Source organism: Chitinibacter sp. ZOR0017, assembly GCF_000799095.1.
Taxonomy (GTDB): Bacteria; Pseudomonadota; Gammaproteobacteria; order Burkholderiales; family Chitinibacteraceae; genus Chitinibacter; species Chitinibacter tainanensis.
Map to the genome: position 1 here is coordinate 57,449 of NZ_JTLG01000023.1, position 25,489 is coordinate 82,937.

Here is a 25,489-nt window from a genome sequence, read left to right on the forward strand (position 1 = left end):
GCCTAGTCCACGCTCAGCACCACTTTGCCCAGATTCTGGTTTTGCGCCAGATAGGCATGCGCGGCGGGCGCATCCTGCCAGGCAAACACCCGATCAATACTCAGCTGCAAGCGGCCATCTGCCCATTGCGGCAGTAGCTCGCGCGCCAGGGCTTGGGCCAGCTCGGCTTTGCGCGCCAAGGGCAAGCTGCGCAGGGTGGAGCCCAGTAGCTGCTGGCGTTTCACCAGCAATTGCCCCAGATTCAGCTCCGCGCTGGCGCCGCCCAAAAGGCCAATCACAATCAGCCGGCCATCAAGGCGTAAACAGCGCTGATTGCCGGCCAGATAGCTGCCGCCGACCGGATCCAGAATCAGATCCACCCCGCCCATGGCTTTGAGCTCCGCGGCAAAATCTTGCTCGCGATAATTGATCACGCAATCGGCGCCCAGCCCGCGGCAGAAATCCAGCTTGGCAGGCGAGCTGGCCGTCGCGGCCACCCACGCGCCTTGCGCCTTGGCCAGTTGAATCGCCGCCGCCCCCACGCCACTGGCACCGGCATGAATCAACGCCCGTTGCCCGGGGCGGAGTTGCCCAAGCGTGAAGAGATTTAACCACGCAGTTAACCACACCTCCGGCAAGCTGGCGGCCTGGATACTACTGAGAGTATCGGGCTGCAACCAAGCCAGTGATTGATCTAGCAGGCAATACTCTGCATAAGCACCACCAGCCACCAAGCCAAACACCGCTTGCCCCGGTCTAAAGCCCTGCACCTGCGGCCCCAGCGCCACCACTTCGCCGGCGATTTCCAAACCGATGATGCTGGATTCGCCCGGCGGGGGCGGATACAACCCCGCCACCTGCACCAGATCAGCCCGGTTCACCCCGGCCGCGGCCACTTTCACCAGCAACTGCCCCGGGCCGGGCTCGGGGCGCGGCGCTAGGCCCAATTGCAATTGGCCTGCAACCGCAGTGTAGGCTTGCATCTGCATGCGCACGCCTTTAGGCCGTTACCGCTCGGGCGGCGCGTTTGCGCCCCAGCCAGCCACAAAGGCAAGCCACGCTGGCCACGATCAGCATCACCGGTAAAGTGTTGCCCACGGGTAGATCCCAGCTCATGGAATAGCGATACAGACCAAACCCAGCCAGCCACAAGGCCAGATTTGGCCAGCTCACCAGCTGAGCCGAGGCATCCTGTTTCAGTACAAAATAATCCGCCACCATGATGGCAATCATCGGCGCAAACACCGAGCCAATCAAAAACAGGAAACTCTCAAAACTATTCACCGGCGCCCACAGCGCCAGCGCAGTGCCCAGCACCACGGCAGCAATGCCCGCGGCACGCTCAGGTAGTTTTGGATTAATGCTGGCCGCCGAAATCCCCGCTGAGGCCGCATCCAGAAAAGTGGTGGTCACTGTTGAAAACACCACCACCAAGATCGCCGCTACGCCCAGACCCGCCTTAGCCATAATCGCCGCCACATCGCCAGTGCCGGCAAACAGCGCCGCGCCCAAGCCGATGATGAACATCCAGCTGCTGCCAATAAAATACGCCAGCGTGGCCCAGGTAGTATCACGCCCTGCGTGGCGCGCCGAACGGGTGTAATCGCTCACCAGCGGCAACCACGATAGCGGCATGGCCACCGCTAGCTCGACTGCCATGCCAAAACTCATGGTCTGCTGCGCCGCAGCCGGCAGCTGCGCCGCCTCGGCCTGAAACACCACCACACTGAGTAAAATAGTCAGCAAAAACAGCAGTACGGCGGTCACCGACTGCAGGCGCGACATGTTTTTCAAATCGAGCGCGATCCACAAGGCAATCAAGGCCCCAATCACCAGCGACCAACCGGCATTGCCCACTTGCGGCACTAGAAAATTCGCCGCTGCCGCGCCAGAAAACACCATAATCGCCGTCCAGCCCACCAGCTGCACCACATTGGCCAGCGAAAACAGCATACTGCCGCGCTGACCAAACGAGCGCTTGACGGTTTCCATCGCCGATTTACCGGTCTTGGCGCCGATATAGCCCGCCAGCCAGAACAGCACGCCGCCTATCACATGGCCAAGCAAAATGGCTTTCACGCCATCAGCAAAGCCCAGCGGGGCTAACAAAGTACCCGTCATGATTTCAGCCAGCGACACGGCGGCCCCAAACCACAGCAAGCCCAGCGCCGGGCCGGACAAGGTGGCGCTGCTAGTTGGTGTTGTATTACTCATCGCATTCCCTTTTGTCTTGGCGTGGCCGGGGAGAAAACCCGGTCGCCCTGTTATCCGCGCCCCGGCAGGCAGGGCGCAGTCGCCATGATACACGGGCCGCCATGCGCCTTCGCAGCCGAATGCGGTGCATTGCATCTAGATCAAATTAGAATGCGCCGAGCCAAGTGTTACCCGGACCAACGCCGACCCGATTAGCCTCAAATCACCGGCGTATGCAGGCTTTTGCTCATAAACAGGCTAAACGGGTCGGGCTGGTACTGCGCAAACGGCCCGCAGGGCTGATAGCCTTGTTGCGCATACAGCCGATGCGCAGGGGCAAAGGCCGGCGTGGTGCCGGTTTCAAGGCTTAAACGCTGAATGCCCTGCGCACGGGCTTCAGCCTCTAGCGCCTGCAACAACGCCCGCCCCACCCCGCGGCGCACATAGCGCGCAGCGGTGCGCATGGATTTAAGCTCGGCGTGCTGGGCATCCAGCCGCTTGAATGCACCACAACCGAGCAAAGCCTCGCCTTCCCAAGCGGTCATAAAGGTAATTTCTGGCGCTTTGAGTGCGGCTAAATCCAGTGCAAACACACATTCCGCCGGCGAGTTGGCATACATACCGGCCAGATGTTCCTGCAATAAATCAGCAACTTGGGGGTGGGTAAGGTCGTCGATGATGATGCGCATTGGTCACTCTATGGCCACAGCTATGAGTAAGCTATACAGCAAGATGTGTGCCTAAGTATTGAGTGCCGAAGGTGTTTGCTAGCGCATGTTGCGAAAGGCTAAGCACTAAAGTGCCGTCGTCAAGCTCAAGGGCGTTTGATCACAAAGCCTTTTTCAATTCCGCTTTTAAATCCCACCGACTCGTATACCGAATGCGCCGCAGTCAGCTGCTCGCCCGATAGCAGCATTACTTTGTAGCAATCGGCCTGCCACGCCAAAGCCAGCGCGAATTCCAGCACTTGCCGGCTCAAACCGCGGCGGCGATAGGCGCTGGCGGTGATCACATGCTCGATAATGCCAAACGGTCTAGCGCCATTGGCGATGCTGCGATTGATGCTTAAAGCGCAGGTGGCGGCCAGCACGCCATCGATCTCGGCCACGACAATCTGCGTATTTGGATCGGCAATAATCTGCGCCCAGCGTTCTTGCGCGAGCTCATCGGCCAAGGCCGGATCATGCGGGCGCAGTTCTTGATACAAGCGCAGCACGCCGGCTAGGTCATCGTGATTTGCGACTCTAATCATCAATTCAAATCTCAAGCTCAAAATCAACTAATCTAGCACCCCTAATTACCTCGGCTGCACCCCGTCATACCCTTCCACAATCACCAAATCAATTTCACACGCGCCGTCGCGCAATGCTTTGGCGTTTTGATACGGTACGGAGTGGTAGCAATCGAGTGCAGCTTGGTAGCTGGGGAATTCGACGATGGTGTTGCGTGAACGGGTATTGCCTTCCACGCATTGATATTGGCCGGCCCTAGCCAGATACCTGGCACCGTATTGCGCTAGCGCTGGCCCGTTGGCGGCGATATAGGCTTGAAAGGGTTCGAGCTGAGTGATGTCGAGGCGGACGATCCAATAACCTTTGGCCATGGCCTTGCTTCCAGATGTAGTGAAAGCAAAACCATAGCATGAAGTCAGCTAAATCCGGCGAGGATTAGGTCTCGATCACGCCCGCTTGCGCTTGCTCGACGCTTTGGTGCGCCAGCGCGAGATATTCTTTCGATTGCATTTCGGTCAGGCGGCTGGCGGTGCGGAAGAATTCGCTGGCTTGCAGACCCTCGACATACACCTGATCCACCGGCACATCAGCGCCGATGATGAGTTTAACACGGTGGTCGTAAAACACATCCACCAGCCAGGTAAAGCGGCGGGCGAGATTGCTGTTTTCCGGCTTGAGCTTGGGCAGGCCGGTGAGAAAGACGGTGTGATATTCCTGGGCCAGCGCCAGATAATCGGCCTGACCACGGCCATCGCCGCACAGCACGGCAAAATCAAACCAGATGGCACCACCGGCGCGGCGGCGGGCTTTGAGCTTGCGGCCTTCAAGGGTGAGCTGCGGATCTTGATCGTGGCCGGTTGCCATTTTGGCAAACAGCTCGCCCAACTCGGCCTCGCTGGCGGCATCTTGCGGATACAGATAGGTGCGCGCGGCGGTAAGCGTGCGCAAGCGGAAATCTTGCCCGCCATCGACGTTCAATACATCCAGCCGCTTTTTCAGTAGCTCGATGGTGGGCAGGAAATTCGCGCGCTGCAGCCCGTTCGGATACAGCCCATCGGGCGGGTAATTCGACGTCGTTACCAGCACCACGCCGCGGTTAAATAGTTGCTCCATCAGCCGCCCCAGAATCATTGCGTCGGCAATGTCGGAGACGTGAAACTCGTCAAAACACAGCACGCGCACGGCTTTGGCCCATTTATCGGCGACTTTGGTGAGCGGATCATCACTGCCTTGCTGCGCGCGCAAATCGCGGTGCACTTCCTGCATAAAGTGGTGAAAATGCAGACGTTTTTTGCGTTTATACGGCAGGCCGGCATAAAACGCATCCATCAAAAAACTTTTGCCTCGCCCTACACCGCCCCAAAAATACAGCCCGCGCGGTAAATCGGGCATCGGCAGCAGGGTTTTACCAAACAGGCGATTGCGCTTTTGCTTGAACACCACCAGCGATTGCCACAGCGCTTCCAGCCGCTCGATGGCGGCGGCTTGCGATTGGTCGGCAATAAAGCCGGGCTGGCTGGCCAGCGATTGATACCAAGTCAGCGGGCTAACGCCGGCTTGTGGTGGGGCAATCACATGTTGAGACATAGTTTTCCTGCGGCATTTTGGTTAGCCAGATTATACGGCATGCGCGGCGGCGGGCAGATTGCCGCAAGGCCAAGCAGATACAACAAAGCCCCGCTGGGCGGGGCTTGGCGGAGCGATCACTTCGCGCATGGCGCGAAGTGATGAGCTTCAATTACAGTGCAGCGGCGTTTTCAGCCAGGTAAGAAGCCACGCCATCCGCGTCGGCTTTCATACCTTTTTTGCCTTTGTTCCAGCCGGCTGGGCACACTTCGCCGTGCTCTTCGGTGAATTGCAGCGCGTCGATCACACGCAGCAGTTCGTCGATATCACGACCCAGTGGCAGATTGTTCACCACTTGGTGTTGTACCACGCCATTTTTGTCGATCAGGAAAGTACCACGCAATGCCACGCCCGCATCGGCCAGCTCAACATCATAAGCTTGGCAAATTTCGTGCTTCACGTCAGCCACTAGGGTGTAACCCACTTGGCCGATACCGCCTTTCTCAACTGGAGTGTTGCGCCATGCAGCGTGAGTGAATTGGCTGTCGATCGATACACCGATCACTTCCACATTGCGTTTTTTGAATTCTTCCAGACGGTGATCAAAAGCGATCAGCTCAGATGGGCAAACGAAAGTGAAGTCCAGTGGGTAGAAGAAGATGGCCGTGTATTTGCCGGCGGTGGCTTCTTTCAGGTTGAAGTTGTCAACGATCTGGCCATTGCCCAGAACGGCAGCGGCGGTGAAGTCAGGGGCTTGCTTAGCAACCAATACAGCCATGTTAAAACTCCTAAAAGGGTTCGGTAAAAGTCGGCAACACTGTAGATATCTGGGCGACGATCGTCAAATCAAGAGTTTTCATCTGCCTGATAGCTAATTTCTATTCAGCCCATAGCCTCCGGCACATTGGCGCGCCGGATGTTGTCAGCTTTATGCAGTTGCGGGCTACAGGCTTATCGCGATTGCCTTTTGCCTTACAACTTGCCATGATGGGTTCAGCCCATTCTAGGAGGATTTGATGATGCGCTTGTTTCAACGTTTACTCTGCGCGCTCACCCTGACCGCCGCAGCCACCAGTACCGCTTGGGCCAACGATAAAACCATCACCATCCTGACCCAGCAGGATGTCTACAACGATTACCAAAAATTCATCGGCCAGCGCGATCCGCTCACCCTCAGCAACTACGGCGGCCCAGGCTCGCGCCGCGATGTGGTCGAGATTGTTTTGGTGATGCAGGCGCTGAAAGCTGGCGGCAATGACTTACCAATTAAGCTGGTGAAAGTCGATAACAGCAGCGATTCCTACAATCGCTATATCAAAGAAATCATGACCGGCAATGTCACCATGGGGGGCAATAGCGCCTGGCAGATCGATCTTAAACCGCTTAGCGATAAGGTGTTCGTGTCTGAGCCGGTGATTCGCAATGGTGAATTTGAAGCCGGCTTTTACACCACCGCCGATAATGTAGAAGCCCGCCTCACCCGTACGCTGCCGGAGCTGCAAAAGCTCACCGCGGTGGTGGCCGATAGTTGGAAGCCCGATGTGGCCACGCTGGAAAGCCTGAAGTTTTCTAATCTGCTGAAAACCCAAAGCTGGGATTCCATGGTGGGCATGCTGGTGAAAAAACGCGCCGATGTGGTACTGGCGCCCTTCCAGCCCACGCCTGATTTATCCATGGATGTAGGCGGCAAAAAATTAGTGCCGATCACCAATGTGAAAGTTGGCCTGCAAGGCAGCCGGCATTTCTTTGTTAGCCGGCTCGACCCCAATGGCGCACTGGTAGCCAAGCAGCTGAATATCGGTCTGGATCGCCTGCGCGATAAAGGCATCATCGAAAAAGCCTACCGCGAGTCGGGCTTCTTTAATAGCGCCACCAAAAGCTGGAACCGGCTGAACTAAACCTCTAGTAGGTGTTTTACCTAATTGCAAATAAACACAATCACAAGGTGATTGGCATCACAGGCTGTATGATGGCTTATTGTAAGCAGTCCCTTTTCCTGACATAAAGCAAACGCCAACCTTCGGTTGGCGTTTTTATTTAACTTTACTCTGGAAATGAGATGAAAATGATTAAAACAATGACGGCCATCGCTCTTGCCATCACGGCTGCTGGCGCCCATGCGAATCTGATTAGCAATGGCGACTTTAGCAATGGCCTTAGCGGTTGGAGCTGCTCAGGTGCTGACCTGTGCCAAACCAGCACGTATTTTAGTGCCCAACCCGGTGATGCACATGCATGGGGCTATGACAACGATGGCTATGCGACGCTATCACAAGTAATTAGCACAGTAGTGGGCGCTAAATATGACCTGTCGTTTCTGAGTAAAGCCTATCAAATTAGTGGCAATGCCTTGCGTTTTGGCTTTGGCAGCTATGCGGACTCGGTAAGCGCTCCTACGACCACTAACTGGATTGCCAGCACCGGTAGCTTTATTGCAACCAGCACCCAAACTCAGGTTTCATTCTTCTTTTCAACGATTCCTGGTAGCGGCACCTGGGGCATCGACAAAGTCAATGTCCAAATGACCGCACCAGTACCAGAACCAGAAACCTATGCGTTAATGGGCTTGGGCCTGATTGGCCTTTTTGCCGCTCGCCGTCGAAAACAAAACGTCTAAGCCGGCCAAAATCAATTAATGTCCGCGTGTAGTGCAAAAAAGCCCGCAAATGCGGGCTTTTTAAGGGTCAGACGGGCATATCATTGGAAGTGAAAATGCTATGGTCTGCGATTAGAGGCCACAATTGGCCTCAAGCCAATCCCTCAATCTCAGTGCGCCTTGCCACCCATCGGCAGCAATTCGCGGCCGTAGATTTCATTCAGCACTTGCGCCATGGCCGAGTAAATCGCCGCGCTACCGCAGATAATGCCTTCAATGCCAGCGATGGTTTTGATGGCTGCACTGCCAGTGAAATCACCAATCGCCAGCAAGAAAAACAGCACGGTCAGTGAGCCGAAAATAAACTGGGTGATGAAATTCATCCGCAGCGTGCCCACAAACAGGAATGCGGTAAAGATACCCCAGGCGAGTAAATACCAGCCCATCGCAGTTTCACTGGTTTTTGGGGCAATACCCCACTGTGGGAATACAATCAGCGCCACCAGCGTCAGCCAGAACATGCCGTATGAGGTAAACGCCGTCATGCCAAAGGTATTGTTCTTTTTCGATTCGAAAATACCGGCAATCACTTGCGCCAGGCCGCCGTAGAAAATCCCCATCGCCAAAATCATGGCGTTCAATTCGAACAAACCGGCGTTATGCAGATTAAGCAGCACCGTGGTCATGCCAAAGCCCATCAGGCCCAATGGCGCTGGATTGGCGGCGGTTTCGGTCACGGTAAGGGTGGATTGGGCAAGCGGGTGAGCGGCTGACATGACGCGTCCTATGACAAAAGCAGGTAAATGGAGCGGCATTCTATACTGTGAAACCCTGATCGGCGCTTGGTCAGGATCAATATTTCATGACCAATGGCATTATTTACAGTGCATCACTGCATCAGATCAATTTCCCGCCAGCCTAGCGCCGCGCGCAGCGGTAATTCTTGACAATGGGCGACAGGCCGCTGGCTATTTGCCGCTCGCCTCTGCACAATCGCCGGGATGATTGGATGAAGGAATAGAAATGAAACCCTGGCTGATTTTATTGCTGGCCATTGTGGCCGAAACCATCGCCACCAGCGCCCTTAAAGCCAGTGAAGGCTTTAGCAAACTGGGCCCCTCGCTGATTGTGATTGCCGGCTACGGCGTGGCGTTTTATTGTTTGTCGCTGACTTTGCGCACAATCCCGGTTGGCATTGCCTATGCGCTGTGGTCGGGGATCGGGATTGTGCTGATCACCGTCGCCAGCTGGTGGCTCTACGGGCAAAAGCTTGATCTTGCCGCCCTGCTGGGCATTGCACTGATTGTCAGTGGCGTGATCGTAATGAATGTGTTCTCTAACAGTACTGGCCACTAAGCCAAGTAGGATATTGCCTCGCAGGCAATACTACGCAGGGGTATATAGATGCAGCCATCGCCACACCCACTCGAACTGAAAATCATGCCCATGGCCTTGCTGGCCATCACCGCCGTGCTGATGGCGGCCTTGGCGGCGGCCACCCCGGCGCTGAATATCGCCTTGCCACTCAATGGCCCGGTGGGCTTATTGCTGCTGGCGCTGGGTTTGGCCCTGGTACTGGCCGGCGGGCAGGCTTTTAGGCAGGCCAGCACCACCTTCGATCCACGTCAACCCGCCGCCGCCAGCCAGCTGGTGCGCAGCGGCGTGTACCGCCATACCCGTAATCCGATGTATCTGGGCTTTGCGCTGATGCTAGCGGGCTGGGCCGATTGGCAAGCCAATCTGGCCGCGCTGGGGCTCTTGCCGGCCTTTGTGCTGTATCTGCAGCGTTTTCAGATCATCCCCGAAGAACGGGCCATGTTGGCGAAATTTGGTGCGCCATTTGCACGCTATTGCCAAGAGGTGCGGCGCTGGTGCTAACTAACTGCGCCAGAAAACCTTGCACAAATTCAAATTAAAACTGGCTAATAAATTTCGTGAAAAATTAAAATAACCGGAGATTTACTTACCGAGCATAACATGACGCAAAGTGTGTCGATCGAGCTAACCGGGCGCCTGCTGGCAGAAACCACTATCGAACAGGCGCTAAGCAGCTTGGCTGCTGCGTTTAAAATCGACGAATCACGAGCGAGACAGCTCCTCAATCAAGCGCCTACGGTCATCAAAAAAGAGTTACCTGCTCATCAGGCCACACAGTACATTCAACACTTTGCAAAAATGGGGGTTGAACTGCGCGCAATCCCGATCCGCACCGAGCTAACTCTGATGGAGCCCATCAGCAATTCGACAGCATCTGAAGCAACCGCAGAGCCAGTTGTATCCGATACTCCTAACTTACCGACTCCAAGTAAACCTGCCGCCACCACAAACCAAGCTCCTACATTCGACGAGCCGAGCTACACCCCGCCATGGACAGCTCTTAATCTTGAGGGGCGCTTTGGGCGACGTCGTTACACGCTCAATCTAATCTACTCATTTCTCCCCTGCGTTATTGCGGCTCTGTTATTGCCACCGCTGTTAATCCGCATGAACATTTCCCCACAGACTGGCGGGGGGTGGTTACTGCTTTTGCTCATCGGGCCGCTGGTGCTCTGGACGGGTTGGCAGTATTTCCGCTGCGCCGCACTGCGGCTGCACGACTTGAATTTGCCTGCATACTGGGCCGCAACATTCGTACTAATTATGGGGGCATGCCAGCATCTATTGCGCAACGGTGCCAATTTAAGCTACGGACAATATGCGATATGCTGGTGCTGCAGCGTGTTGCTACCTCTCCTATTAGCGGTCTGGCCGGGTAGTGAGCATGACAATCTTTATGGTGCACCCAGCGAACCACCAGGCACCGCTCTCAGCGTCTTGGTGGCTGGCATCTTACTGGTCAGTGGCTTCCTTGGCGTTGCCCAGCTAAGCAACAGCCGTTATCTATTTACGCTAGAAAAAGCCATGGCTGGCCGCCCTTTAAATGAGCAAGAAGTGCAAGTCTTGTTTAAAGCTGCACGCAAAACGGTCGACGACCGTTGGCTGAAATTGGCAATGGCTACCTATTTTGAAGAAACCGGCAAAGCCATTACCGATGCCGAGGCCTATCGTGCGCAATTGCAAGCCCAAGCCGATGCAGCCCTGCTGACCGCGATGCGTAGTCTGCAACAACCACTACCAGCAGCAGATCTGCCACCAGCGTCTCGACATATTGTTGCTGATGCCGAGGTAGCTCCCTTTATGCAACGAGTACAGCATGAGTCTGGTGCTGGATACCCGAATGCAGCGCTAGCTAAACGGGCGCTTCAAAGTAATTACGACAGGCAATTGCGCCAAAAGCTAGGCCTACCAGACCCTGAGAAGCAATAACCAATTAAAAAGCGCACCGTGGTGCGCTTTTTGAATGGGTGGGCGTTACCGTCCTTTGCACGAAGGCATTAGCACTCAACTGGCCGGGCTGGGTCGCTACACCATTCGCTCCACGACCCCGGATACAGCCGCCCACCACCGAGGCCGGCATATTCGAGCGCCAGCAGATTATGGCAGGCTGTTACCCCACTACCGCATTGGTGCACAAGCTGCGCAGGGCTTAGCTCACCGAGCAATACCCCCCATTCTTGCTGCAATTGCGCCGGGCTTTTGAAATGGCCGTCGCTGAGGTTATGCATAAAAAAGCGGTTGGCGGCGCCCGGGATATGCCCACCGACCGGATCAAGCGTTTCGCCAATGCCGACAAAGCGCTCGGGTGAGCGGGCATCCACCACTTGAAACTGAGGCTGGCTCAGATTATCCAGCACCGCCTCGGCGCTCACCGCCAGATCGCTACGCTGCGCCAGCGGGAACGTTTGCGGCGCAATCGCGGCAATGCTCTGCTGTACGGTGCCGTCGGCGGCCAGCCAGGCGGGCCAGCCCCCGTTCAGCACTTGCACGTGATCATGGCCCAGCCAGCGCAACAGCCACCATAGCCGGGCGGCAAATGGTCCGCCGCTGGCGTCATAGGCAATCACGCGGGTACGCGGGCCAATCCCCAGGCCGCCGAGCTTTAACGCCAGCGTGGCCGCGGCCGGCAAAGGGTGGCGGCCATTCCGGCCTGTTTTGGGGCCGGATAGATCGTCGTCCAGCGCCAGAAAATGCGCCCCGGGCAGGTGGCCGGCCAGATAGGCGGCGCGGCCTGCGTCGGGGTTGGCCAGATCATGCCGGCAATCGATGATGACCACATCCGGCTGGTCTAGCAGGGTGAGTAACTCGCCAACTTCAATCAATACCGACATGCTGTACTCCAATTTAACAGGGGTATAGGCTTAGGCGGCCTGCATAGCCTGCAGTGCAGCCTGATACACCTCGGGGGTAGCGGCGGCGATCACGCGACCGCTGCTGCTGCGGGTGAGCGGCTGGCCTTGCCAGTCGGTCATCAGGCCGCCGGCGGCAATCACTACGGGGGCAACTGCGGCGAAATCGTGCAGTTTCAGGCCCTCTTCCACCACCAGCTCCAGGCCGCCCGTGGCCACCAGCGCATATTGATAGCCATCGCCACCATACACGGTAAAGCGCCCGCCTTGCTGCAATTGCATAAAGGCGGCGCGGCCACTGTCGCTAAAATACTGCGGGCCGGTGGTGCCAACACGGGCACGGCTAAAATCGCGAATATCGCTCACGCTGATCGGCTGATCATTCAACGTGCACCCCTGTCCCACCACGCCCACCCAGCGCTCGTTGGCGATGGGCTGGTTGATCACGCCCAGCACCGGCTGGCCGCGATACAAGAGGCCAATCAAGGTCACAAACATCGGCCGGCCAGTGATAAAGGCCTTGGTACCATCAACAGGATCCAGCACCCACACCCAATCGGCATCATCGCGTTCGGCGCCAAATTCTTCGCCAATAATACCGTCTTGCGGGCGCAGCTGATTGATCAGCGCGCGCATGGCCAGCTCGGCCTCGCGATCCGCTTGCGTCACCGGGCTGCTATCGCTTTTGTCATCAATCGCCAAGCCGCTGCGGTAATACGGGCGAATCACGGCGGCGCTGGCCTCGGCCAGTTGGTGGGCAAAAGCAATTTGTTCGGCACTGACAATCACGGGTTTACTCCTCAAAAATTCATCTACACCATTTTACGGGCTTTTTATTGCAGAATGGCGGCGAGCCAGAAAAATCACCAATTCACTGAATTAGCGAGAATTATTTGTATTTATGTTTCGATTTACATTTCTATTCAATTACTTGCATTGAAATTTTCAATTGAAATTCCCGACTAAAAGCGTACACTTTTATTCAATTGGCAGGTTGACCACCCTGTCTCACCGTCAGACTGGCCCAGCCAGCAAGGAGAACACGATGCAAGGCGATAAACAAGTCATCAAGGCGTTGAATGGCATTCTCGGCAATGAGCTGATTGCCATCAACCAAACCTTCCTGCACGCCCGGATTTACAAAAACTGGGGTTTCAAAGGCCTGAACGACAAGGTCTACCACGAGTCGATCGACGCCATGAAACGCTCGGATAAACTGATCGAGCGGATTTTGTTCCTTGAAGGGCTGCCTAATCTGCAAGATCTGGGCAAGCTCTTGATCGGTGAAGACGTGCAGGAAATGCTGGGCTGTGATTTGCAGCTGTATACCGGTTTTCTGGCCAGCCTGCGCAGCGCGGTGCAAACCTGTGAAACCGCGCAGGATTATGTCAGCCGCGATCTGTTGACCGAGATTCTGGAAGAAGTCGAAGAATACGTCGACTGGCTGGAAACCCAGCAAACCCTGATCAAGGAAATGACCTTGGCCAATTATCTGCAATCGCAGGCTTTCGGCGACTAAGCCGCCCACGACAGGAGCATCATCATGCAAGGAAGCGCAAAAGTCCTCGCCGGCCTCTCTGAGCTGCTGGCCGCCGAACTCACCTCGGTCGATCAATATTTCGTCCACAGCCAGATGTATCACAACTGGGGCTATAGCAAGCTCTACGAGCGCATTGATCACGAGCGTCAGGATGAAATCGGCCATGCCACACTGCTGATCGCCCGGATTTTATTCCTGGAAGGCACGCCCAATGTTGCGGCACGCACCCCGCTGCGGGTGGGCAAAGATGTGCCGGAAATGCTGGAGCTGGATCTGCAAACCGAATACGAAGTGGCCGCCGCACTGAAAAAAGTGATGGCCATCTGTGAAACCGAGCAAGATTATGTGACCCGCGACATGCTGCTCACCTTGCTGGACGACACCGAGCAAGATCACGCGCACTGGCTGGAACAGCAGCTGCGCCTGATCAAAGCGCTGGGCCTGCCCAACTACCTGCAATCGCAGGCGAGCTAAGTGGCAGCGGTGCCTACCGCGTAGGCTGGGCCAGCTACGGCTGACTGCAGACCAAACAAAAGCCCGAGCATGCTCGGGCTTTTGTCATTATCGGGGTATATAACGCTAGGCGATATTTCAACCAGCCTGCCAGCACATACCCAGATGGTGTATTTAGGCAAAGGCCAGATCTTGCAGATCGGCCAGCATTTTCTCTTCGTAATGATCGACGGCCTCTTTCAGCACCTGTTTGGCGCAGCTACAACATTTGCCACAGCAAGTGCCGGCTTGGGTAGCCCGTTGCAGCTGGATGTAGGTGCGAACGCCATCGTGCTCGACCGCCCGTTTGATGGCTTTATCACTGACATTGTTGCACACGCAAACGATCATTGAAGTGAGAACCTTGTTAATAATTGTTCTCATTATCTAAAAAACTGCAAGGGCTGACAAGCGAAAATTTCACCCGAATCGACTAGCGGCGGCGGTACAATCGGCGCATTGAATTGGGAGTTTTGCCATGTCGCGTATTCAACTGGAACGTCAAATCAGCGCCGCCCGGCAGGCCGAGCTGGGTCTGGCCCGCTGGCCGATCTTGGAAAAAGGCATTGCCACTTTTCCCTGGACTTACGACGCCAGCGAAACCTGCTATTTACTGGAAGGCGAAGTAGTGGTCACGCCGCAAGGGGGCGAGCCAGTTACCATTAGCGCCGGCGACTTGGCGACTTTTCCGGCGGGGATGCGCTGCACCTGGCAAATCACCGCCCCGCTGCGCAAACACTATCAGTTTGCTTAGTGGCATTGGCGTAACAACGCCGCCGCGGGCCGCGCCCTAATCGGCCAAGAGCTGCGCCTGCCGTGCTTGCTGCACCAGCTGCATGGCATTGCTGACCTGAAATTTCGCCAGCAGATTTTCGCGATGTTTATCCACCGTGCGCGCCGAAATCAACAAGCGCGCGGCGATTTCCTGGCTGGATTGCCCAGCGGCAATGGCCTGCAAGATCTGAAATTCGCGCGGGGTGAGCTGCAGCGCGTTGGCCTGATTAATCCGCGCCGCCACTGCCGGGCTCACATAGTGAACACCAGCCAGCACCTGGGCCATGGCGTGCAGTAATTCGCTGGCCTCACCGTCTTTAAGCACCACGCCATCGGCGCCCGCCTGCACCAGTTGCGCCAGTACGGCGCCGGCTTGTACGCCGGTGAGCATCAAGATCTTGGTGGCCGGATAGCGCTGCTTAAGCCACGACAATACCGCCGCGCTGTCTTCGCCCGGCATCTGGTAATCCATCAGCACCAGCTCGGCCGGCTGTTGCGCCAAGAGCTGCCGCAGCTCGCCAGCACTCGCGGCTTCGCCAACAATGCGATAATCCGGCTGTTGCCCCAGTAATAATTTCAATCCGCTCCGGAAAAGGGCGTGGTCATCCGCAATGAGTATCCGCATCGATCTATTTCACATCGCTCGCTTGATCATGCTCAGCATTGTCATGGCTTTGCCGCTGCTTGCCAAGCCAGCCTTGGCCGCTAGTGCGGTGCCTTATCAGATGCTGGCCGATAGCCCCGAGGGCGTACCCAGCATGGCCGCACGCTGGCAAGCTGGCTGGGTGCGCGCCGATGCCGGCGAGCGCGAACGCTGGGTACGACTCGAGATCGCCGCCAGCCCGCAGACGCGGCTATTAACATTGGGCGTGCCCGATATTGAAGCGCTCACTTTGTATCAAGGCGAAGGCCCAGCGGCCCGCCCGCTACTGCAATTACACCCAGATAGCCCGTATGCCGCCCGCCCCTGGCCCAGCCGCCTGCTAGCCTTACCGATTTCGCCCAGTACGCAGCCTCAAGTTTATTTATTGAGGTATCGCGTGCATGCCGATACCCCGCTTAGCCTACAGCTAGTTACCCCTACGGAGTATGCCGAGCAGCTGGCGCGCAGCAATCTATTTACCGGCTTGGTAATCGGCGCCTTGCTGGCCTTGCTGCTGTTGGCCGTGCTGCATTACCACATCGAGCAGCAACCCGCGTATTTGTACTACGCCATGACGGTGGGCTTGGCGATTGTGTTTTTGCTGCAGATTGGCGGCTTTTTATTTCCATGGCTGTGGCCCAATGCGGGGCTGTGGAATCAGGGCTTCCCGATGTGGCTACAGGCGGCGATCCATTGCAGCCATGCAGCGTTTACCATCAATCTCTTTGATCTGCGCCGCCGCGCGCCGCGGCTGTGGCAGGCCTATTTGCTGGTAATGGCCGCCGCACTCTTGAGCGCCACCGTCTATCAGTTCACCGGTAGCCTGGCTTTGCTGATGCCCACCGCGCTGCTGCATCTGCCCCTACCCTTGCTCGCCGGCTGGCTGGCCTGGCGACAACGCCTACCCGCAGCGGGCTGGTATCTGGCCGGCACCACCTGCCTGCTGCTGTTTGTGAATGTGTTGTTTGGTCTCAGCATTATGGGCGTGCTGCATGGCCTACCTTTTTGTGTGTTTCCGCCGCTGGGCTATTTACTGGAAGCGCTGTGTTTTGCCGCCGCGCTGGGCTGGCGCATGCACAGCCTGCAGCGTAGTCACGCCCGCCAGCTGGAAGCACGACTGCTGGAGGCCGAGCAACTAGCGCAAGCCGAGGCCGATAAACTGGCGCTGCAGCAGCGCCAGCAGCAACAGCAGCTTGAGCTTGCCGCCGCCGGGCATGATCTTTCGCAACCGCTGGCGGCGATCCGGCTGGCGATTCCGGCTCTGCAAGCCCAAGCCGGCACCGCCGGCATTGGCCAGCATATCGCCGAGGCGCTGCGCTACACCGAAGATCTGCTGCAAGAATTGCTACAAGATGCCCGCCAGCAGCATGCGGCTGGCCACTCCGGCCAGTTGGCGCTGGATGACGTACTGATCGCCGCCTACCAGCGCCATTTGCCCACCGCGGCGGCCAAAGGCTTGCGTCTGCGCTATGTGGCTACGCGACTGAGTTACCCCGCCTCGGCTACGGTCCTAAACCGGCTGCTGGATAATTTATTGGTCAATGCGCTGCGCTACACCGAGCAAGGGGGCGTGGTGTTTGGGCTGCGCCGGCAAGCCGGTCAACTGTTGCTGCAGGTGTGGGATAGCGGGCCGGGCATTCATCCCGCCGACCAGGCCCGCCTGTTGCAGCCCTTTACCCAAAGTGGCCGTCGCTCGGCCGAACATCAGGGCTATGGGCTGGGGCTGTATATTGTGCAAACCCTGTGCGCCCAATCGGGCTATCGGTTGCAACTGGCTTCCGGCCCGCGCGGCACCGTGTTTAGTATTGTGCTGCCGCGGCCCCCAGCGCAAAACTGCTAACCGGGGCGCCAAAGCAGCGCGGTGTGGGTAACTCCACCTGCGCGGCGGCAAGGGCTGTGGCCACGGTTTGCATGCGGGCTTTATCCACCACAAACCAATCTACCTCGCCCAGTTGCGCTTCGCCCGCCTGATGAATCGCCCGATACAGCGCCATGGCTTCGGCAAAACAGCCAAACATCACCCCGCGCGATAACATCAGCATCCGCCATGAGAATGGCCCCAGCACATACTGCAGGCGGCGGCTGTAGGCATTACCCGCATCCTGACGCACCACTTGGGCGCGGCAAGCGGCATAGGCGCTGACATCCAGATTGGCGGGCTCCGCCACATCCACCACCAAGAGCCGCCGCCCCGGGCGAGAGAGCTGCGCCACCCGTGCAGCATCGAGCTTTGCGGCGGCGCTGTGGGTGCAGGCAATCACCGCATCCACCGCGCCCACATCGGCAAGCTCGGTATGCGTGGCGATTGGATAACGCTCGGCCAGTTCGGCCAAGGCCGTCGCGTTCGCGCCATAGCCCACCACCTCATACCCCGCCTGCAACAGCTGCCGGGTCGCCATTTCGCCCAGAATGCCATACGGCCCGATCACCAGCACCCGCGCCTCGGTGCCCAGCTGGGCAGCGCTCAGGGCGCGCTGCATATCGGCCCACAGCATGGTGGCGGTGCCATTATCGCCAATGGTAAACAGCAGATTCGGAAAACGCGCTTTTAAGGCCCGGCCATCGCGCCCGAATAAGCGCTTGGTGGAAGCCGCCAGCAAAATCACTTTGGCCCCGCGCTGCTCGGCCCATTCACAGGCCGCAATAAACAGCTGCTGCGCCCGTTTGCGCCCTTCTTTACTCAGCATTTCTTCCGCGGTGACATCAATGCCGCGAATGCGCCCGGCGATGCCGCCCAAATACAGCCGCGGGCCATTGGCGTGCCCACAGCGCGGCCGCCAGCGCCCAAAAAACCGCTGCCGCTCGGCTTCATCACGCAGATTGCTGATAAACACCACATCGACCACCGCCTGCCCGGTTAGCAAACGCCACCAACCGCGCCAATCCAGTAGCGCCACTAGCCAACGCCATAGTTCTCCCAACATCGTTGCACTCCTTTGTCTTGATGCCGGCCATTGTGGCGAGCGGATGCGGGCAGATGAATACGCATATTTGCGTAATTGCAGCGGTTTAGGCCGCGCTCACCCCGTAATTACGCAAATTTGCGTATTCCGCCTCGCCCTCCGCCCGACCGACAATCCGCCCCGATTTCGCCACCACACCATCACTAAAGGCGAAGCCCTACAGACAAGGAATTCAACATGCCCCCGTTTCAATTACGCACGCTGCACCTCACTCCACTGCTCTTGGCCGGCTTGCTGGCCGCCCCGACGGCATACGCCGGTGATGAACTCGCGGGCGGCAATACCGCCGGCAGCAATCAATCGCTGGCAGTCGGCAGCCTGAGCGAAGCCAGCGCTGATCAGGCCACGGCGGTGGGGGTCAGTAGCCTGGCCAATCAGGAACGCACGCTGGCCGTGGGCTATGGCGCGCAAGCCACTAACAACAGTGCCACCGCGCTGGGCGCCACTAGTGAAGCCAGCGGGGGGAATAGCGTGGCGGTGGGCTCATCGGCCCGCGCGACGGGCGACTATGCCCAGGCGCTGGGTGCGGATAGCCAAGCCAATGGTGAAGGCAGCGTGGCGCTGGGGGTAAGTAGCATAGCCAGCGGCGAAAATGCCCTCGCCCAAGGCAGCAATAGTGAAGCCAGCGGCAAATGGAGTACCGCCACTGGCGGTAGCAGCAACGCCAGCGCGGAAGCCAGCACGGCCAATGGTTTTGGCAGCCAGGCCAGCGGGTCGGCCAGTAGCGCCATCGGTAGCTTTAGTCAGGCCAGTGGCGAAGCCAGCATCGCCGCCGGCACGTCCAGCGTGGCCAGCGGCAATTTCAGCGCGGCCTTTGGGAACGACAGTCAGGCCACGGCCAACGACACTCTGGCTATCGGCGGCACCAGCCAGGCCAGCGGGCTGGGTAGCACCGCGGTGGGCAGCAAAACCCTCGCCAGCGGGCTGAAAAGCATTGCCGTTGGTAAGGACAGCGAGGCCAGCAGCAATTATGCGATTGCGATTGGTGGCACGGCTTCTGGTCGCGGCAGCTTCGCCGCCGGCAACGATGCCTATGCCAGCGGTGATGCAGCCATGGCGCTGGGCGAGTCGGCCAGTGCGGACGGCGGCAATGCCGTGGCCGTGGGCAATTTAAGCAGTGCAGATGGTGCCAGCAGTGTGGCCCTGGGAAGCGAAGCCAGCGCCGATGGCTCGATGGCGGCCGCCTTGGGCTCAGGCAGCACCGCCGGCGGTGAGCAGGCCGTGGCCGCTGGTGCCAATAGCAATGCCGCGGGGGAAGGCGCCGTGGCACTGGGCGCGGGCAGTAGTGCCAACGCCAATGGCAGCCTGGCGCTGGGGCAACGGAGTCAGACCGATGGCGAGGCCAGCTTAGCGCTGGGCCGTGATAGCCAAGCGATTGGCAGCGCCGCCCTCGCCAGCGGCAGCCAGAGCCGTGCTAGCCAGCAACAAGCGGCGGCTTATGGTTATGCCAGCCAAGCCACGGCAGAGCGCAGTGTGGCGCTTGGAAGTGAAAGTCAGGCCAGCGGCGTGCGCAGCGTAGCGCTGGGGGCGCAAAGTAGCGCCAGTGGCGAGCGTAGTATGGCGCTGGGCAGCGAAAGCCAAGCTAGCCAAAGCCGCAGCCTGGCCTTGGGAGAACGCAGCCTGGCTGGCGCCACCGACAGCATTGCCATCGGTAGCAATGCCCAAGCCACCCACCGCAATGCCGTCGCACTGGGGGCTGGCTCGCGCACCACGGCCGACAATACCGTCTCGGTCGGCAGCAGCGGGCAGGAACGCCGCATCACCCAGGTTGCCCGCCCGCTCGAAGCGAGCGACGCCGCCACCAAAGGCTATGTGGACGAAGCGCTAGCCGAGTTGAATTTTGATTCGCTCAGCCCGCAATACGTCGACCAGAAATTTCAAGAATCGGTCAATTACACCGACTATGTGCGCAAAATGGCGGCTCGCGGCATTGCCGCCAGCATGGCCAGCACGCCACAGATGAGCGTGGCGCCGGGCGAAACCAGCATCAGCGTGGGTTTCGGCCATTATGACGGGCAAAGCGCGGTGGGGATTAGCGTGGTGCATGTGAATCAGGCCGGCGCACAAATCAATGTCGGCGTTGGCCATGCCCTACAAGGCAAACCAGCTTTCCGCACCGGTATCGCCTGGAAGCTCTAAGAGGGTATACACTCAGACTCCTTTCATTAATTAGCTTGTAGAGGCATACCCTGCCGCACAAAGAAAAAGCCAGACTCAGGTCTGGCTTTTTGCTTGCGGTGCAACTGCGGCAGTTGATCGCTTAGACAGCGAGGCGCGCGCGAATGGCGGTGGCAATCCCATCGGCATCCAGCCCACATTCGGCCAACATTTGTTTTTGCTCGCCATGCTCCACATAGCTATCGGGCAAGCCCAGCTGCAACACCGGCTTGCACTGGCCGGCTGCCATCATGGCTTCCAGCACTGCGCTACCAGCACCACCCATGATCGCGTTGTCTTCCACTGTGACCAACAGATCATGGCTGGCCAGCAGGGTATTGATCAGCTCGGTATCCAGCGGCTTGATAAAGCGCATATTCACTACCGTGGCATCCAACTGCTCGCCGGCTTGCAAGGCGGCTTCCAGCACGGTGCCGAAGGCCAGAATCGCGACTTTCCGCGCGGCGCTCGGCCCAGCTTGCCGGCGCACTTCACCTTTACCCCACGGCAAGGCGCGCATTTCAGACTCGACAGCGACACCCATACCGTTGCCACGCGGATAGCGCACACAGGCAGGGCCGGGGTGTTGATACGCGGTGTAGAGCATTTGCCGGCATTCGTTTTCGTCGCCCGGCGCCAAAATCGCCACATTCGGAATACAGCGCAGGTAAGACAAATCAAAACTACCGGCGTGGGTTGGGCCATCGGCGCCAACCAGGCCCGCGCGATCAATCGCAAAGGTCACATCCAGATTTTGCAGCGCGACATCATGCACCAGCTGATCGTAGGCGCGCTGCAGGAAGGTCGAGTAAATCGCCACCACGGGCTTGAGCCCTTCACAGGCGAGGCCACCCGCAAACGTCACCGCATGCTGCTCGGCAATGCCCACATCAAAGTAGCGGCTTGGGTATTCCTGATGAAAACGCACCAGCCCCGAGCCTTCGCGCATGGCTGGGGTAATGCCCACCAGCTTGTCATCTTGCGCGGCCATATCACACAGCCAGTCGCCAAAAATCTGGGTAAAGGTCGGTTTGCCACCGCCTTTGCTGCCGGCCATGCCATCGGCCGGGGTAAATGGCGTGACCGCGTGGTATTTCACCGGGTCGGCCACGGCGAGTTTGTAGCCATTGCCTTTTTTGGTCACCACATGCAGAAATTGCGGGCCTTTGAGCTGGCGAATATTCGACAGCGTGGCCACCAGGGTTTCCATATCGTGGCCATCGATCGGGCCGATATAGTTAAAGCCGATTTCTTCAAACAGCGTGCCCGGGGTTAAAAAGCCCTTCACGCTTTCTTCGCCGCGTTTGGCCAGCTCTTTGAGCGGTGGCATCGCTTCGAGCACTTTGCCCGAAGCCTGGCGAATGCCGTTGTAAAACTTGCCGGATAGCAGCTTGGCCAGATAATTATTAAACGCGCCCACATTCGGTGAGATCGACATTTCGTTGTCGTTCAAGATCACCAACAGATCGGTCAAATCACGGTGGCCCGCGTTAAACAGCGCCTCAATCGCCTGCCCGGCCGTCATGGCGCCATCGCCAATCACGGCAATGGCTTTGCGCTTTTCGCCCTTGAGCAAAGCGGCTTCGGCCATGCCCAGCGCCGCACCAATCGAGGTGGAAGAATGGCCAACGCCAAAGGTGTCGTATTCCGATTCATCGCGCTTGGGAAAGCCCGCCAAGCCGCCTTTTTGCCGCATGGTGTGCATGCGGTTTTTGCGGCCAGTGAGGATTTTATGCGGATAGCTTTGATGCCCCACATCCCACACCAAGCGGTCATGCGGCGTATCAAACACATAATGCAGCGCCACAGTCAGCTCGACCGCGCCGAGATTGGAGGCAAAGTGCCCGCCGGTGCGGCTGACCGAATCGAGCAGAAACTGCCGCACATCTTGCGCCAGCTGCGGTAATTGCTCGCGCGCAAGGGCGCGCACATCAGCCGGGCTATCAATTTGATCGAGAATTGGGTAAGTCATTTTATTCAGCCCCAAGGGGTATTTACTTCTAGGCTTGATTAATATTTGCGGTCAACAATATACCCAGCCAGGGCATGCAAGTATTGCGCACGCTCGCCAAACGGCAGCAATGCATCGAACGCGGCCTGTTTCAGCTCCGCAGCTTTGTCTTTCGCCCCCTTCATGCCCAGCAGGGCCACGTAGGTGGGTTTGTTATTGGCGGCATCTTTACCGGCCGTTTTGCCCAAGGTCGCCGAATCTGCCTCGCAATCGAGGATATCGTCTACCACCTGGAAAGCCAGACCAATGCATTTAGCAAAATGATCAAGACCATGGCGCTCGGCTTCGCTCAGCGGCTGGCCGCAATACGAGCCCAGCAACACCGCCGCGCGAATCAGCGCGCCGGTTTTCAAAATATGCATCCGTTCCAGCTCGGGCAGCGTCAGTGCTTGGCCCACACTATACAGATCAATGCCCTGCCCGCCGCACATACCCAAGCTGCCAGCCGCGCGGGCCAGCAGGTGCACCATTTTCAGCTGATCGGCCGGCGAATCGGCCAGCTGCCGCTCGCTCAGCACATCAAAAGCCGCCGCTTGCAGCGCATCACCGGCCAGCAAAGCAGTGGCTTCACCAAAGGCCACGTGCACGGTAGGTTTACCACGCCGCAGCACATCGTTATCCATCGCCGGCATATCATCGTGCACCAGCGAATAAGCATGAATCATTTCGACCGCGGCCGCCGCCGCCTGCAGCCGCTCGGCGGGGGCATTCACCAAATGGCCGGCCGCAAAAGTCAGCAGCGGGCGCACCCGTTTGCCGCCATCGAGCACGCTATAGCGCATTGCATCGTGCAGGCGCTCAGGCAGCTGGGTGCTGGCTGGTAAAAAGATGCTCAGCGCGCTTTCCATCTGCGCCTGCACATCGCCCATCCAGGCTTTGAAATCGTTTGCGGCCATGCTTATGCTCCTTGCTCATCCAGCGGTTTGAGTTCCCCCGCTTCCAGCACCTTGATTTGCTGCTCGGCCGCGGCCAGCTTGCCTTCGCAAAAGCGCAGCAATTCGATGCCGCGCTGATAGGCGGCCAGGCTTTGCTCCAGCGGCAGCTGGCCGCTTTCCAGCTGGCTAATCAGCTGATCCAGCTCGGCCACGCCGGCTTCGTAATGTTCGGGTAACTGGGTTTTCGCCGCTTTTGCCATTCAGTCTCTCGATCGGTGGGCTGCCTGGCGCTGGAGTTTGCTCATCCAAGGGCCCGGCAGAAAATTGCAAGCGCGTTATTCTACCTCAGCCAACCGCTTTGGGCTTGTTCTGGGCTAAATGCAGCGCTGGATTGCGGCATTGCTGCCGACCGCTGGCAGAGCGGCAGGCCAGCAGCTAGGATGAAAACACCCCATTTCTGCTTGCTGGCCATGATCAAGTTCATCTTTGGCGCCGTCGCCCACCATGCCGCGCAACCCCTGCTCAAACGCCTACACAAAATCCCGACGCCGGAATACACCCTGGGCTGGGGGGCGCTCAATGCCGAGCGGGTGCAACAACACAGCGGGCTGGGCACTACCGATGCCGATAGCACCGTCGCAATGGGGCTCTTGAGCATTTTCCCGCAAGACCGCCCACCCACCCTCTTTCGCGATCGGCTGCTGATTGTCTTATTGGGCCAGCTGGATAACCGGCTGGCCATTTTGGATAAGCTCGAAGCGCTGGGTTACGACACCAGCAACGCGCCAACCGAATGGCTGCTGGCCGCGCTGATCGACTGGCATTTGCGCACCTTGCGTGACCTGCGCCTGGCCGTGCAGCAAGTCGCAACCGAGCTGGAAGGTCATTTGGCCTTGCTGGTAGCCAGCAAAGATCAGCCTGATACCTTAATTGCCATCACACTGGGCCCTGAGCTTTATCTGGCCCAACATCCCGAAGGGCAATTGCTGGCCAGCGAGCCCGCACCACTGCGCGAGCTCGCGGCGACAATGCAATTACTGATGGCCGGCGAATGCGCCGAACTCACGCCGCTCACGCTCACGATCTGGCAAGCCGATGGGCAGGCCTGCAAACGAGCGCCACAGGCGGCGCATGCGGTGGGGCAATATTTACACCACATGCAGGCCGATATGCAGCAACAGCCACTGCTGTTGGCCGAGCTGGCGCACCATGCCCACACCCAGCAACTGAGCCAGCTACTGAATCAACTCGCGCGCGGCCATGCTTATCGGCGAGTATTGCTGCTGGCCAGTGGCTCCAGCCACCATGCCGCCATGCTGGCGAGCCAGTGGTTTGAAGCCATCGCCGGCCTGCCCGCACGCTATGAGCTAGCCAGCGAATACCGCAGTAAGCTTAGCCCTTTCGAGCCCGACACCCTGGTGGTGGCCTTATCGCAATCTGGGGAAACCGCCGATACCTTGGCGGCACTGCAGCTGGCGATTCAAAGCGGGCATCAGCATACGATTGCGATCAGCAATAATCCGTTTAGCCGGCTGATGCGGCTGGCTAGCCAAGGCTTGCCACAATTTGCCGGCCCCGAAGCAGGCGCGACCTCGACCAAAACCTTTAGCAGCCAGCTGGTGGTGCTCTATAGCCTGGCGCTCGCCTTGGCGCGCGGACTGGGACGCGATGTCCGTCAGGCCGAACAGGCCTTGCGCGGCTTGGGCGCGTTGGCGCAACACACCTTGCAGCTGGAACCTAAAATTAAGGAATGGGCGCAACTGCTGCACCGCACTGACAATCTATTTATTACTGGCCGCCAGTTGCACTGGCCGATTGCGCTAGAAGGAGCCCAAAAGCTCAAAGAAATTGCCTACCAGCACGCCGAAGGCTACCCGGGCGGCGAACTCAAACACGGCCCCGTTACACTGATTAACCGCGTGGTACCGGTGATTGCCTGCCTGCCCTGGGATAATCTGTCCGATAAAATGCTCGCCAACCTGCAGGAAGTGCGTGCCCGGCACGGCATGATTTTTATTTTAAGCGATGCCAAACTCAGCTCGGGTGAGGGTTTTTATTGCCTGCAGCTGCCCAAAGCAGCGGCGGAAACCGCCCCCATTCTGTACGCGCTGGCTTTGCAGTTGCTGAGTTATCACTGTGCCTTGCTGCGCGGCAATCATATCGATCGCCCTCGCTATCTGAGCAAAGCCCAAACCAGTGAGTAAGGTTGGCCGCCATTTGGTGCAGATAATAAAAAACGCCG

At 58.2% G+C, this 25,489-nt stretch carries 27 protein-coding genes; 11 read left to right on the forward strand and 16 right to left on the reverse strand.

Features of this window, described 5'->3' with window-relative positions; all coding sequences use genetic code 11:
* Positions 1–2 precede the first annotated feature (2 nt).
* The 7 genes from L991_RS09135 to L991_RS09165 all read right to left on the reverse strand — a co-directional run bounded on the left by L991_RS09135 (position 3) and on the right by L991_RS09165 (position 5,748).
* Positions 3–968, reverse strand: a complete 966-nt coding sequence (locus L991_RS09135) for an NAD(P)H-quinone oxidoreductase (protein ID WP_231550524.1) — start codon at positions 966–968, stop codon at positions 3–5.
* A 10-nt stretch (positions 969–978) separates the two neighbouring features.
* Positions 979–2,193, reverse strand: coding sequence for a putative hydroxymethylpyrimidine transporter CytX (cytX, locus tag L991_RS09140; RefSeq protein ID WP_047394445.1), 1,215 nt, complete (start codon positions 2,191–2,193; stop codon positions 979–981).
* Positions 2,194–2,390: 197 nt separating this feature from the next.
* Entirely contained in the window at positions 2,391–2,861 is a 471-nt protein-coding gene (locus tag L991_RS09145) for a GNAT family N-acetyltransferase (RefSeq protein ID WP_028448582.1), read from the reverse strand.
* 125 nt (positions 2,862–2,986) lie between these two features.
* On the reverse strand, positions 2,987–3,424 hold the full coding sequence (locus L991_RS09150; protein WP_047394447.1) for a GNAT family N-acetyltransferase: 438 nt from the start codon (positions 3,422–3,424) through the stop codon (positions 2,987–2,989).
* Positions 3,425–3,469: 45 nt separating this feature from the next.
* Positions 3,470–3,775 carry a DUF1330 domain-containing protein gene (locus L991_RS09155; protein ID WP_047394451.1) on the reverse strand — a complete coding sequence of 102 codons (306 nt, stop codon included), beginning with the start codon at positions 3,773–3,775 and terminating at the stop codon, positions 3,470–3,472.
* Between the two features lie 64 nt (positions 3,776–3,839).
* On the reverse strand, positions 3,840–4,991 hold the full coding sequence (gene zapE, locus L991_RS09160; RefSeq protein WP_052190769.1) for a cell division protein ZapE: 1,152 nt from the start codon (positions 4,989–4,991) through the stop codon (positions 3,840–3,842).
* A gap of 151 nt (positions 4,992–5,142) precedes the next feature.
* Positions 5,143–5,748 carry a peroxiredoxin gene (locus tag L991_RS09165; RefSeq protein WP_028448578.1) on the reverse strand — a complete coding sequence of 202 codons (606 nt, stop codon included), beginning with the start codon at positions 5,746–5,748 and terminating at the stop codon, positions 5,143–5,145.
* Between the two features lie 238 nt (positions 5,749–5,986).
* Here L991_RS09165 and L991_RS09170 point away from each other — a divergent pair, with 238 nt between their 5' ends.
* Both L991_RS09170 and L991_RS16520 read left to right on the forward strand, forming a co-directional pair.
* Entirely contained in the window at positions 5,987–6,868 is an 882-nt protein-coding gene (locus tag L991_RS09170; RefSeq protein ID WP_028448577.1) for a hypothetical protein, read from the forward strand.
* A 161-nt stretch (positions 6,869–7,029) separates the two neighbouring features.
* Entirely contained in the window at positions 7,030–7,587 is a 558-nt protein-coding gene (locus L991_RS16520; RefSeq protein ID WP_052190770.1) for a PEP-CTERM sorting domain-containing protein, read from the forward strand.
* A gap of 149 nt (positions 7,588–7,736) precedes the next feature.
* Here the strand turns inward: L991_RS16520 and L991_RS09180 are convergent, their stop codons facing one another.
* On the reverse strand, positions 7,737–8,342 hold the full coding sequence (locus L991_RS09180; RefSeq protein WP_051258651.1) for a GPR1/FUN34/YaaH family transporter: 606 nt from the start codon (positions 8,340–8,342) through the stop codon (positions 7,737–7,739).
* A gap of 247 nt (positions 8,343–8,589) precedes the next feature.
* Between L991_RS09180 and L991_RS09185 the strand changes: the two genes are divergently transcribed.
* The 3 genes from L991_RS09185 (at position 8,590) to L991_RS16965 (ending at position 10,872) form a co-directional block, all read left to right on the forward strand.
* The gene (locus L991_RS09185; protein WP_028448575.1) at positions 8,590–8,922 is read left to right on the forward strand and encodes a multidrug efflux SMR transporter; all 333 of its coding nucleotides are present in this window, start codon (positions 8,590–8,592) and stop codon (positions 8,920–8,922) included.
* 48 nt (positions 8,923–8,970) lie between these two features.
* Positions 8,971–9,444 (forward strand): isoprenylcysteine carboxylmethyltransferase family protein, encoded by a 474-nt coding sequence (locus L991_RS09190; protein ID WP_047394454.1) that lies wholly within the window; start codon positions 8,971–8,973, stop codon positions 9,442–9,444.
* A gap of 99 nt (positions 9,445–9,543) precedes the next feature.
* Positions 9,544–10,872 carry a DUF805 domain-containing protein gene (locus L991_RS16965; protein WP_081986608.1) on the forward strand — a complete coding sequence of 443 codons (1,329 nt, stop codon included), beginning with the start codon at positions 9,544–9,546 and terminating at the stop codon, positions 10,870–10,872.
* Between the two features lie 68 nt (positions 10,873–10,940).
* Here L991_RS16965 and L991_RS09200 read toward each other — a convergent pair whose 3' ends face one another.
* Complete coding sequence (locus L991_RS09200; RefSeq protein WP_047394460.1) at positions 10,941–11,774, reverse strand: sulfurtransferase; 834 nt, start codon at positions 11,772–11,774, stop codon at positions 10,941–10,943.
* Positions 11,775–11,804: 30 nt separating this feature from the next.
* Positions 11,805–12,581: a histidinol-phosphatase gene (gene hisN, locus L991_RS09205; protein WP_028448571.1), complete on the reverse strand. Its 777-nt coding sequence runs from the start codon at positions 12,579–12,581 to the stop codon at positions 11,805–11,807.
* Positions 12,582–12,837: 256 nt separating this feature from the next.
* Here hisN and bfr (L991_RS09210) point away from each other — a divergent pair, with 256 nt between their 5' ends.
* Both bfr (L991_RS09210) and bfr (L991_RS09215) read left to right on the forward strand, forming a co-directional pair.
* Entirely contained in the window at positions 12,838–13,311 is a 474-nt protein-coding gene (gene bfr / locus L991_RS09210; RefSeq protein WP_028448570.1) for a bacterioferritin, read from the forward strand.
* A gap of 24 nt (positions 13,312–13,335) precedes the next feature.
* Entirely contained in the window at positions 13,336–13,806 is a 471-nt protein-coding gene (gene bfr / locus L991_RS09215) for a bacterioferritin (RefSeq protein ID WP_028448569.1), read from the forward strand.
* Positions 13,807–13,959: 153 nt separating this feature from the next.
* Here bfr (L991_RS09215) and L991_RS09220 read toward each other — a convergent pair whose 3' ends face one another.
* Complete coding sequence (locus L991_RS09220) at positions 13,960–14,163, reverse strand: bacterioferritin-associated ferredoxin (RefSeq protein WP_231550525.1); 204 nt, start codon at positions 14,161–14,163, stop codon at positions 13,960–13,962.
* Positions 14,164–14,302: 139 nt separating this feature from the next.
* On the opposite strand from L991_RS09220, the gene L991_RS09225 reads away from it, so the two are divergent.
* The gene (locus L991_RS09225; protein WP_047394465.1) at positions 14,303–14,578 is read left to right on the forward strand and encodes a cupin domain-containing protein; all 276 of its coding nucleotides are present in this window, start codon (positions 14,303–14,305) and stop codon (positions 14,576–14,578) included.
* Between the two features lie 36 nt (positions 14,579–14,614).
* On the opposite strand, the gene L991_RS09230 is transcribed toward L991_RS09225, so the two are convergent.
* Positions 14,615–15,178, reverse strand: a complete 564-nt coding sequence (locus L991_RS09230) for a response regulator transcription factor (protein ID WP_047394468.1) — start codon at positions 15,176–15,178, stop codon at positions 14,615–14,617.
* A 31-nt stretch (positions 15,179–15,209) separates the two neighbouring features.
* On the opposite strand from L991_RS09230, the gene L991_RS16525 reads away from it, so the two are divergent.
* The gene (locus L991_RS16525; protein ID WP_052190771.1) at positions 15,210–17,081 is read left to right on the forward strand and encodes a sensor histidine kinase; all 1,872 of its coding nucleotides are present in this window, start codon (positions 15,210–15,212) and stop codon (positions 17,079–17,081) included.
* Here the strand turns inward: L991_RS16525 and L991_RS09240 are convergent.
* Positions 17,041–18,165 (reverse strand): hypothetical protein, encoded by a 1,125-nt coding sequence (locus tag L991_RS09240; protein ID WP_047394471.1) that lies wholly within the window; start codon positions 18,163–18,165, stop codon positions 17,041–17,043. The genes L991_RS16525 and L991_RS09240 overlap by 41 nt on opposite strands.
* Positions 18,166–18,381: 216 nt before the next feature.
* On the opposite strand from L991_RS09240, the gene L991_RS09245 reads away from it, so the two are divergent.
* Positions 18,382–20,343, forward strand: coding sequence for a YadA-like family protein (locus tag L991_RS09245; RefSeq protein WP_052190772.1), 1,962 nt, complete (start codon positions 18,382–18,384; stop codon positions 20,341–20,343).
* 121 nt (positions 20,344–20,464) lie between these two features.
* Here L991_RS09245 and dxs read toward each other — a convergent pair whose 3' ends face one another.
* Genes dxs through L991_RS09260 form a run of 3 tightly spaced genes read right to left on the reverse strand, consistent with a single transcriptional unit; the run spans position 20,465 to position 23,507 of the window.
* Positions 20,465–22,333 (reverse strand): 1-deoxy-D-xylulose-5-phosphate synthase, encoded by a 1,869-nt coding sequence (gene dxs, locus L991_RS09250; protein ID WP_047394474.1) that lies wholly within the window; start codon positions 22,331–22,333, stop codon positions 20,465–20,467.
* Positions 22,334–22,371: 38 nt separating this feature from the next.
* On the reverse strand, positions 22,372–23,268 hold the full coding sequence (locus tag L991_RS09255; RefSeq protein WP_047394476.1) for a polyprenyl synthetase family protein: 897 nt from the start codon (positions 23,266–23,268) through the stop codon (positions 22,372–22,374).
* 2 nt (positions 23,269–23,270) lie between these two features.
* Complete coding sequence (locus L991_RS09260) at positions 23,271–23,507, reverse strand: exodeoxyribonuclease VII small subunit (RefSeq protein ID WP_028448562.1); 237 nt, start codon at positions 23,505–23,507, stop codon at positions 23,271–23,273.
* Positions 23,508–23,687: 180 nt separating this feature from the next.
* On the opposite strand from L991_RS09260, the gene L991_RS09265 reads away from it, so the two are divergent.
* Entirely contained in the window at positions 23,688–25,451 is a 1,764-nt protein-coding gene (locus tag L991_RS09265; protein ID WP_052190773.1) for an SIS domain-containing protein, read from the forward strand.
* Positions 25,452–25,489 lie beyond the last annotated feature (38 nt).

Coding starts and splice junctions, on each gene's coding strand:
- L991_RS09135 (WP_231550524.1), bottom strand. CDS start 968: ATGCAGATGCAAGCCTACACTGCGGTTGCAGGCCAATTGCAATTGGGC.
- cytX (WP_047394445.1), bottom strand. CDS start 2,193: ATGAGTAATACAACACCAACTAGCAGCGCCACCTTGTCCGGCCCGGCG.
- L991_RS09145 (WP_028448582.1), bottom strand. CDS start 2,861: ATGCGCATCATCATCGACGACCTTACCCACCCCCAAGTTGCTGATTTA.
- L991_RS09150 (WP_047394447.1), bottom strand. CDS start 3,424: ATGATTAGAGTCGCAAATCACGATGACCTAGCCGGCGTGCTGCGCTTG.
- L991_RS09155 (WP_047394451.1), bottom strand. CDS start 3,775: ATGGCCAAAGGTTATTGGATCGTCCGCCTCGACATCACTCAGCTCGAA.
- zapE (WP_052190769.1), bottom strand. CDS start 4,991: ATGTCTCAACATGTGATTGCCCCACCACAAGCCGGCGTTAGCCCGCTG.
- L991_RS09165 (WP_028448578.1), bottom strand. CDS start 5,748: ATGGCTGTATTGGTTGCTAAGCAAGCCCCTGACTTCACCGCCGCTGCC.
- L991_RS09170 (WP_028448577.1), top strand. CDS start 5,987: ATGATGCGCTTGTTTCAACGTTTACTCTGCGCGCTCACCCTGACCGCC.
- L991_RS16520 (WP_052190770.1), top strand. CDS start 7,030: ATGAAAATGATTAAAACAATGACGGCCATCGCTCTTGCCATCACGGCT.
- L991_RS09180 (WP_051258651.1), bottom strand. CDS start 8,342: ATGTCAGCCGCTCACCCGCTTGCCCAATCCACCCTTACCGTGACCGAA.
- L991_RS09185 (WP_028448575.1), top strand. CDS start 8,590: ATGAAACCCTGGCTGATTTTATTGCTGGCCATTGTGGCCGAAACCATC.
- L991_RS09190 (WP_047394454.1), top strand. CDS start 8,971: ATGCAGCCATCGCCACACCCACTCGAACTGAAAATCATGCCCATGGCC.
- L991_RS16965 (WP_081986608.1), top strand. CDS start 9,544: ATGACGCAAAGTGTGTCGATCGAGCTAACCGGGCGCCTGCTGGCAGAA.
- L991_RS09200 (WP_047394460.1), bottom strand. CDS start 11,774: ATGTCGGTATTGATTGAAGTTGGCGAGTTACTCACCCTGCTAGACCAG.
- bfr (WP_028448570.1), top strand. CDS start 12,838: ATGCAAGGCGATAAACAAGTCATCAAGGCGTTGAATGGCATTCTCGGC.
- bfr (WP_028448569.1), top strand. CDS start 13,336: ATGCAAGGAAGCGCAAAAGTCCTCGCCGGCCTCTCTGAGCTGCTGGCC.
- L991_RS09225 (WP_047394465.1), top strand. CDS start 14,303: ATGTCGCGTATTCAACTGGAACGTCAAATCAGCGCCGCCCGGCAGGCC.
- L991_RS16525 (WP_052190771.1), top strand. CDS start 15,210: ATGAGTATCCGCATCGATCTATTTCACATCGCTCGCTTGATCATGCTC.
- L991_RS09240 (WP_047394471.1), bottom strand. CDS start 18,165: ATGTTGGGAGAACTATGGCGTTGGCTAGTGGCGCTACTGGATTGGCGC.
- L991_RS09245 (WP_052190772.1), top strand. CDS start 18,382: ATGCCCCCGTTTCAATTACGCACGCTGCACCTCACTCCACTGCTCTTG.
- dxs (WP_047394474.1), bottom strand. CDS start 22,333: ATGACTTACCCAATTCTCGATCAAATTGATAGCCCGGCTGATGTGCGC.
- L991_RS09255 (WP_047394476.1), bottom strand. CDS start 23,268: ATGGCCGCAAACGATTTCAAAGCCTGGATGGGCGATGTGCAGGCGCAG.
- L991_RS09260 (WP_028448562.1), bottom strand. CDS start 23,507: ATGGCAAAAGCGGCGAAAACCCAGTTACCCGAACATTACGAAGCCGGC.
- L991_RS09265 (WP_052190773.1), top strand. CDS start 23,688: ATGAAAACACCCCATTTCTGCTTGCTGGCCATGATCAAGTTCATCTTT.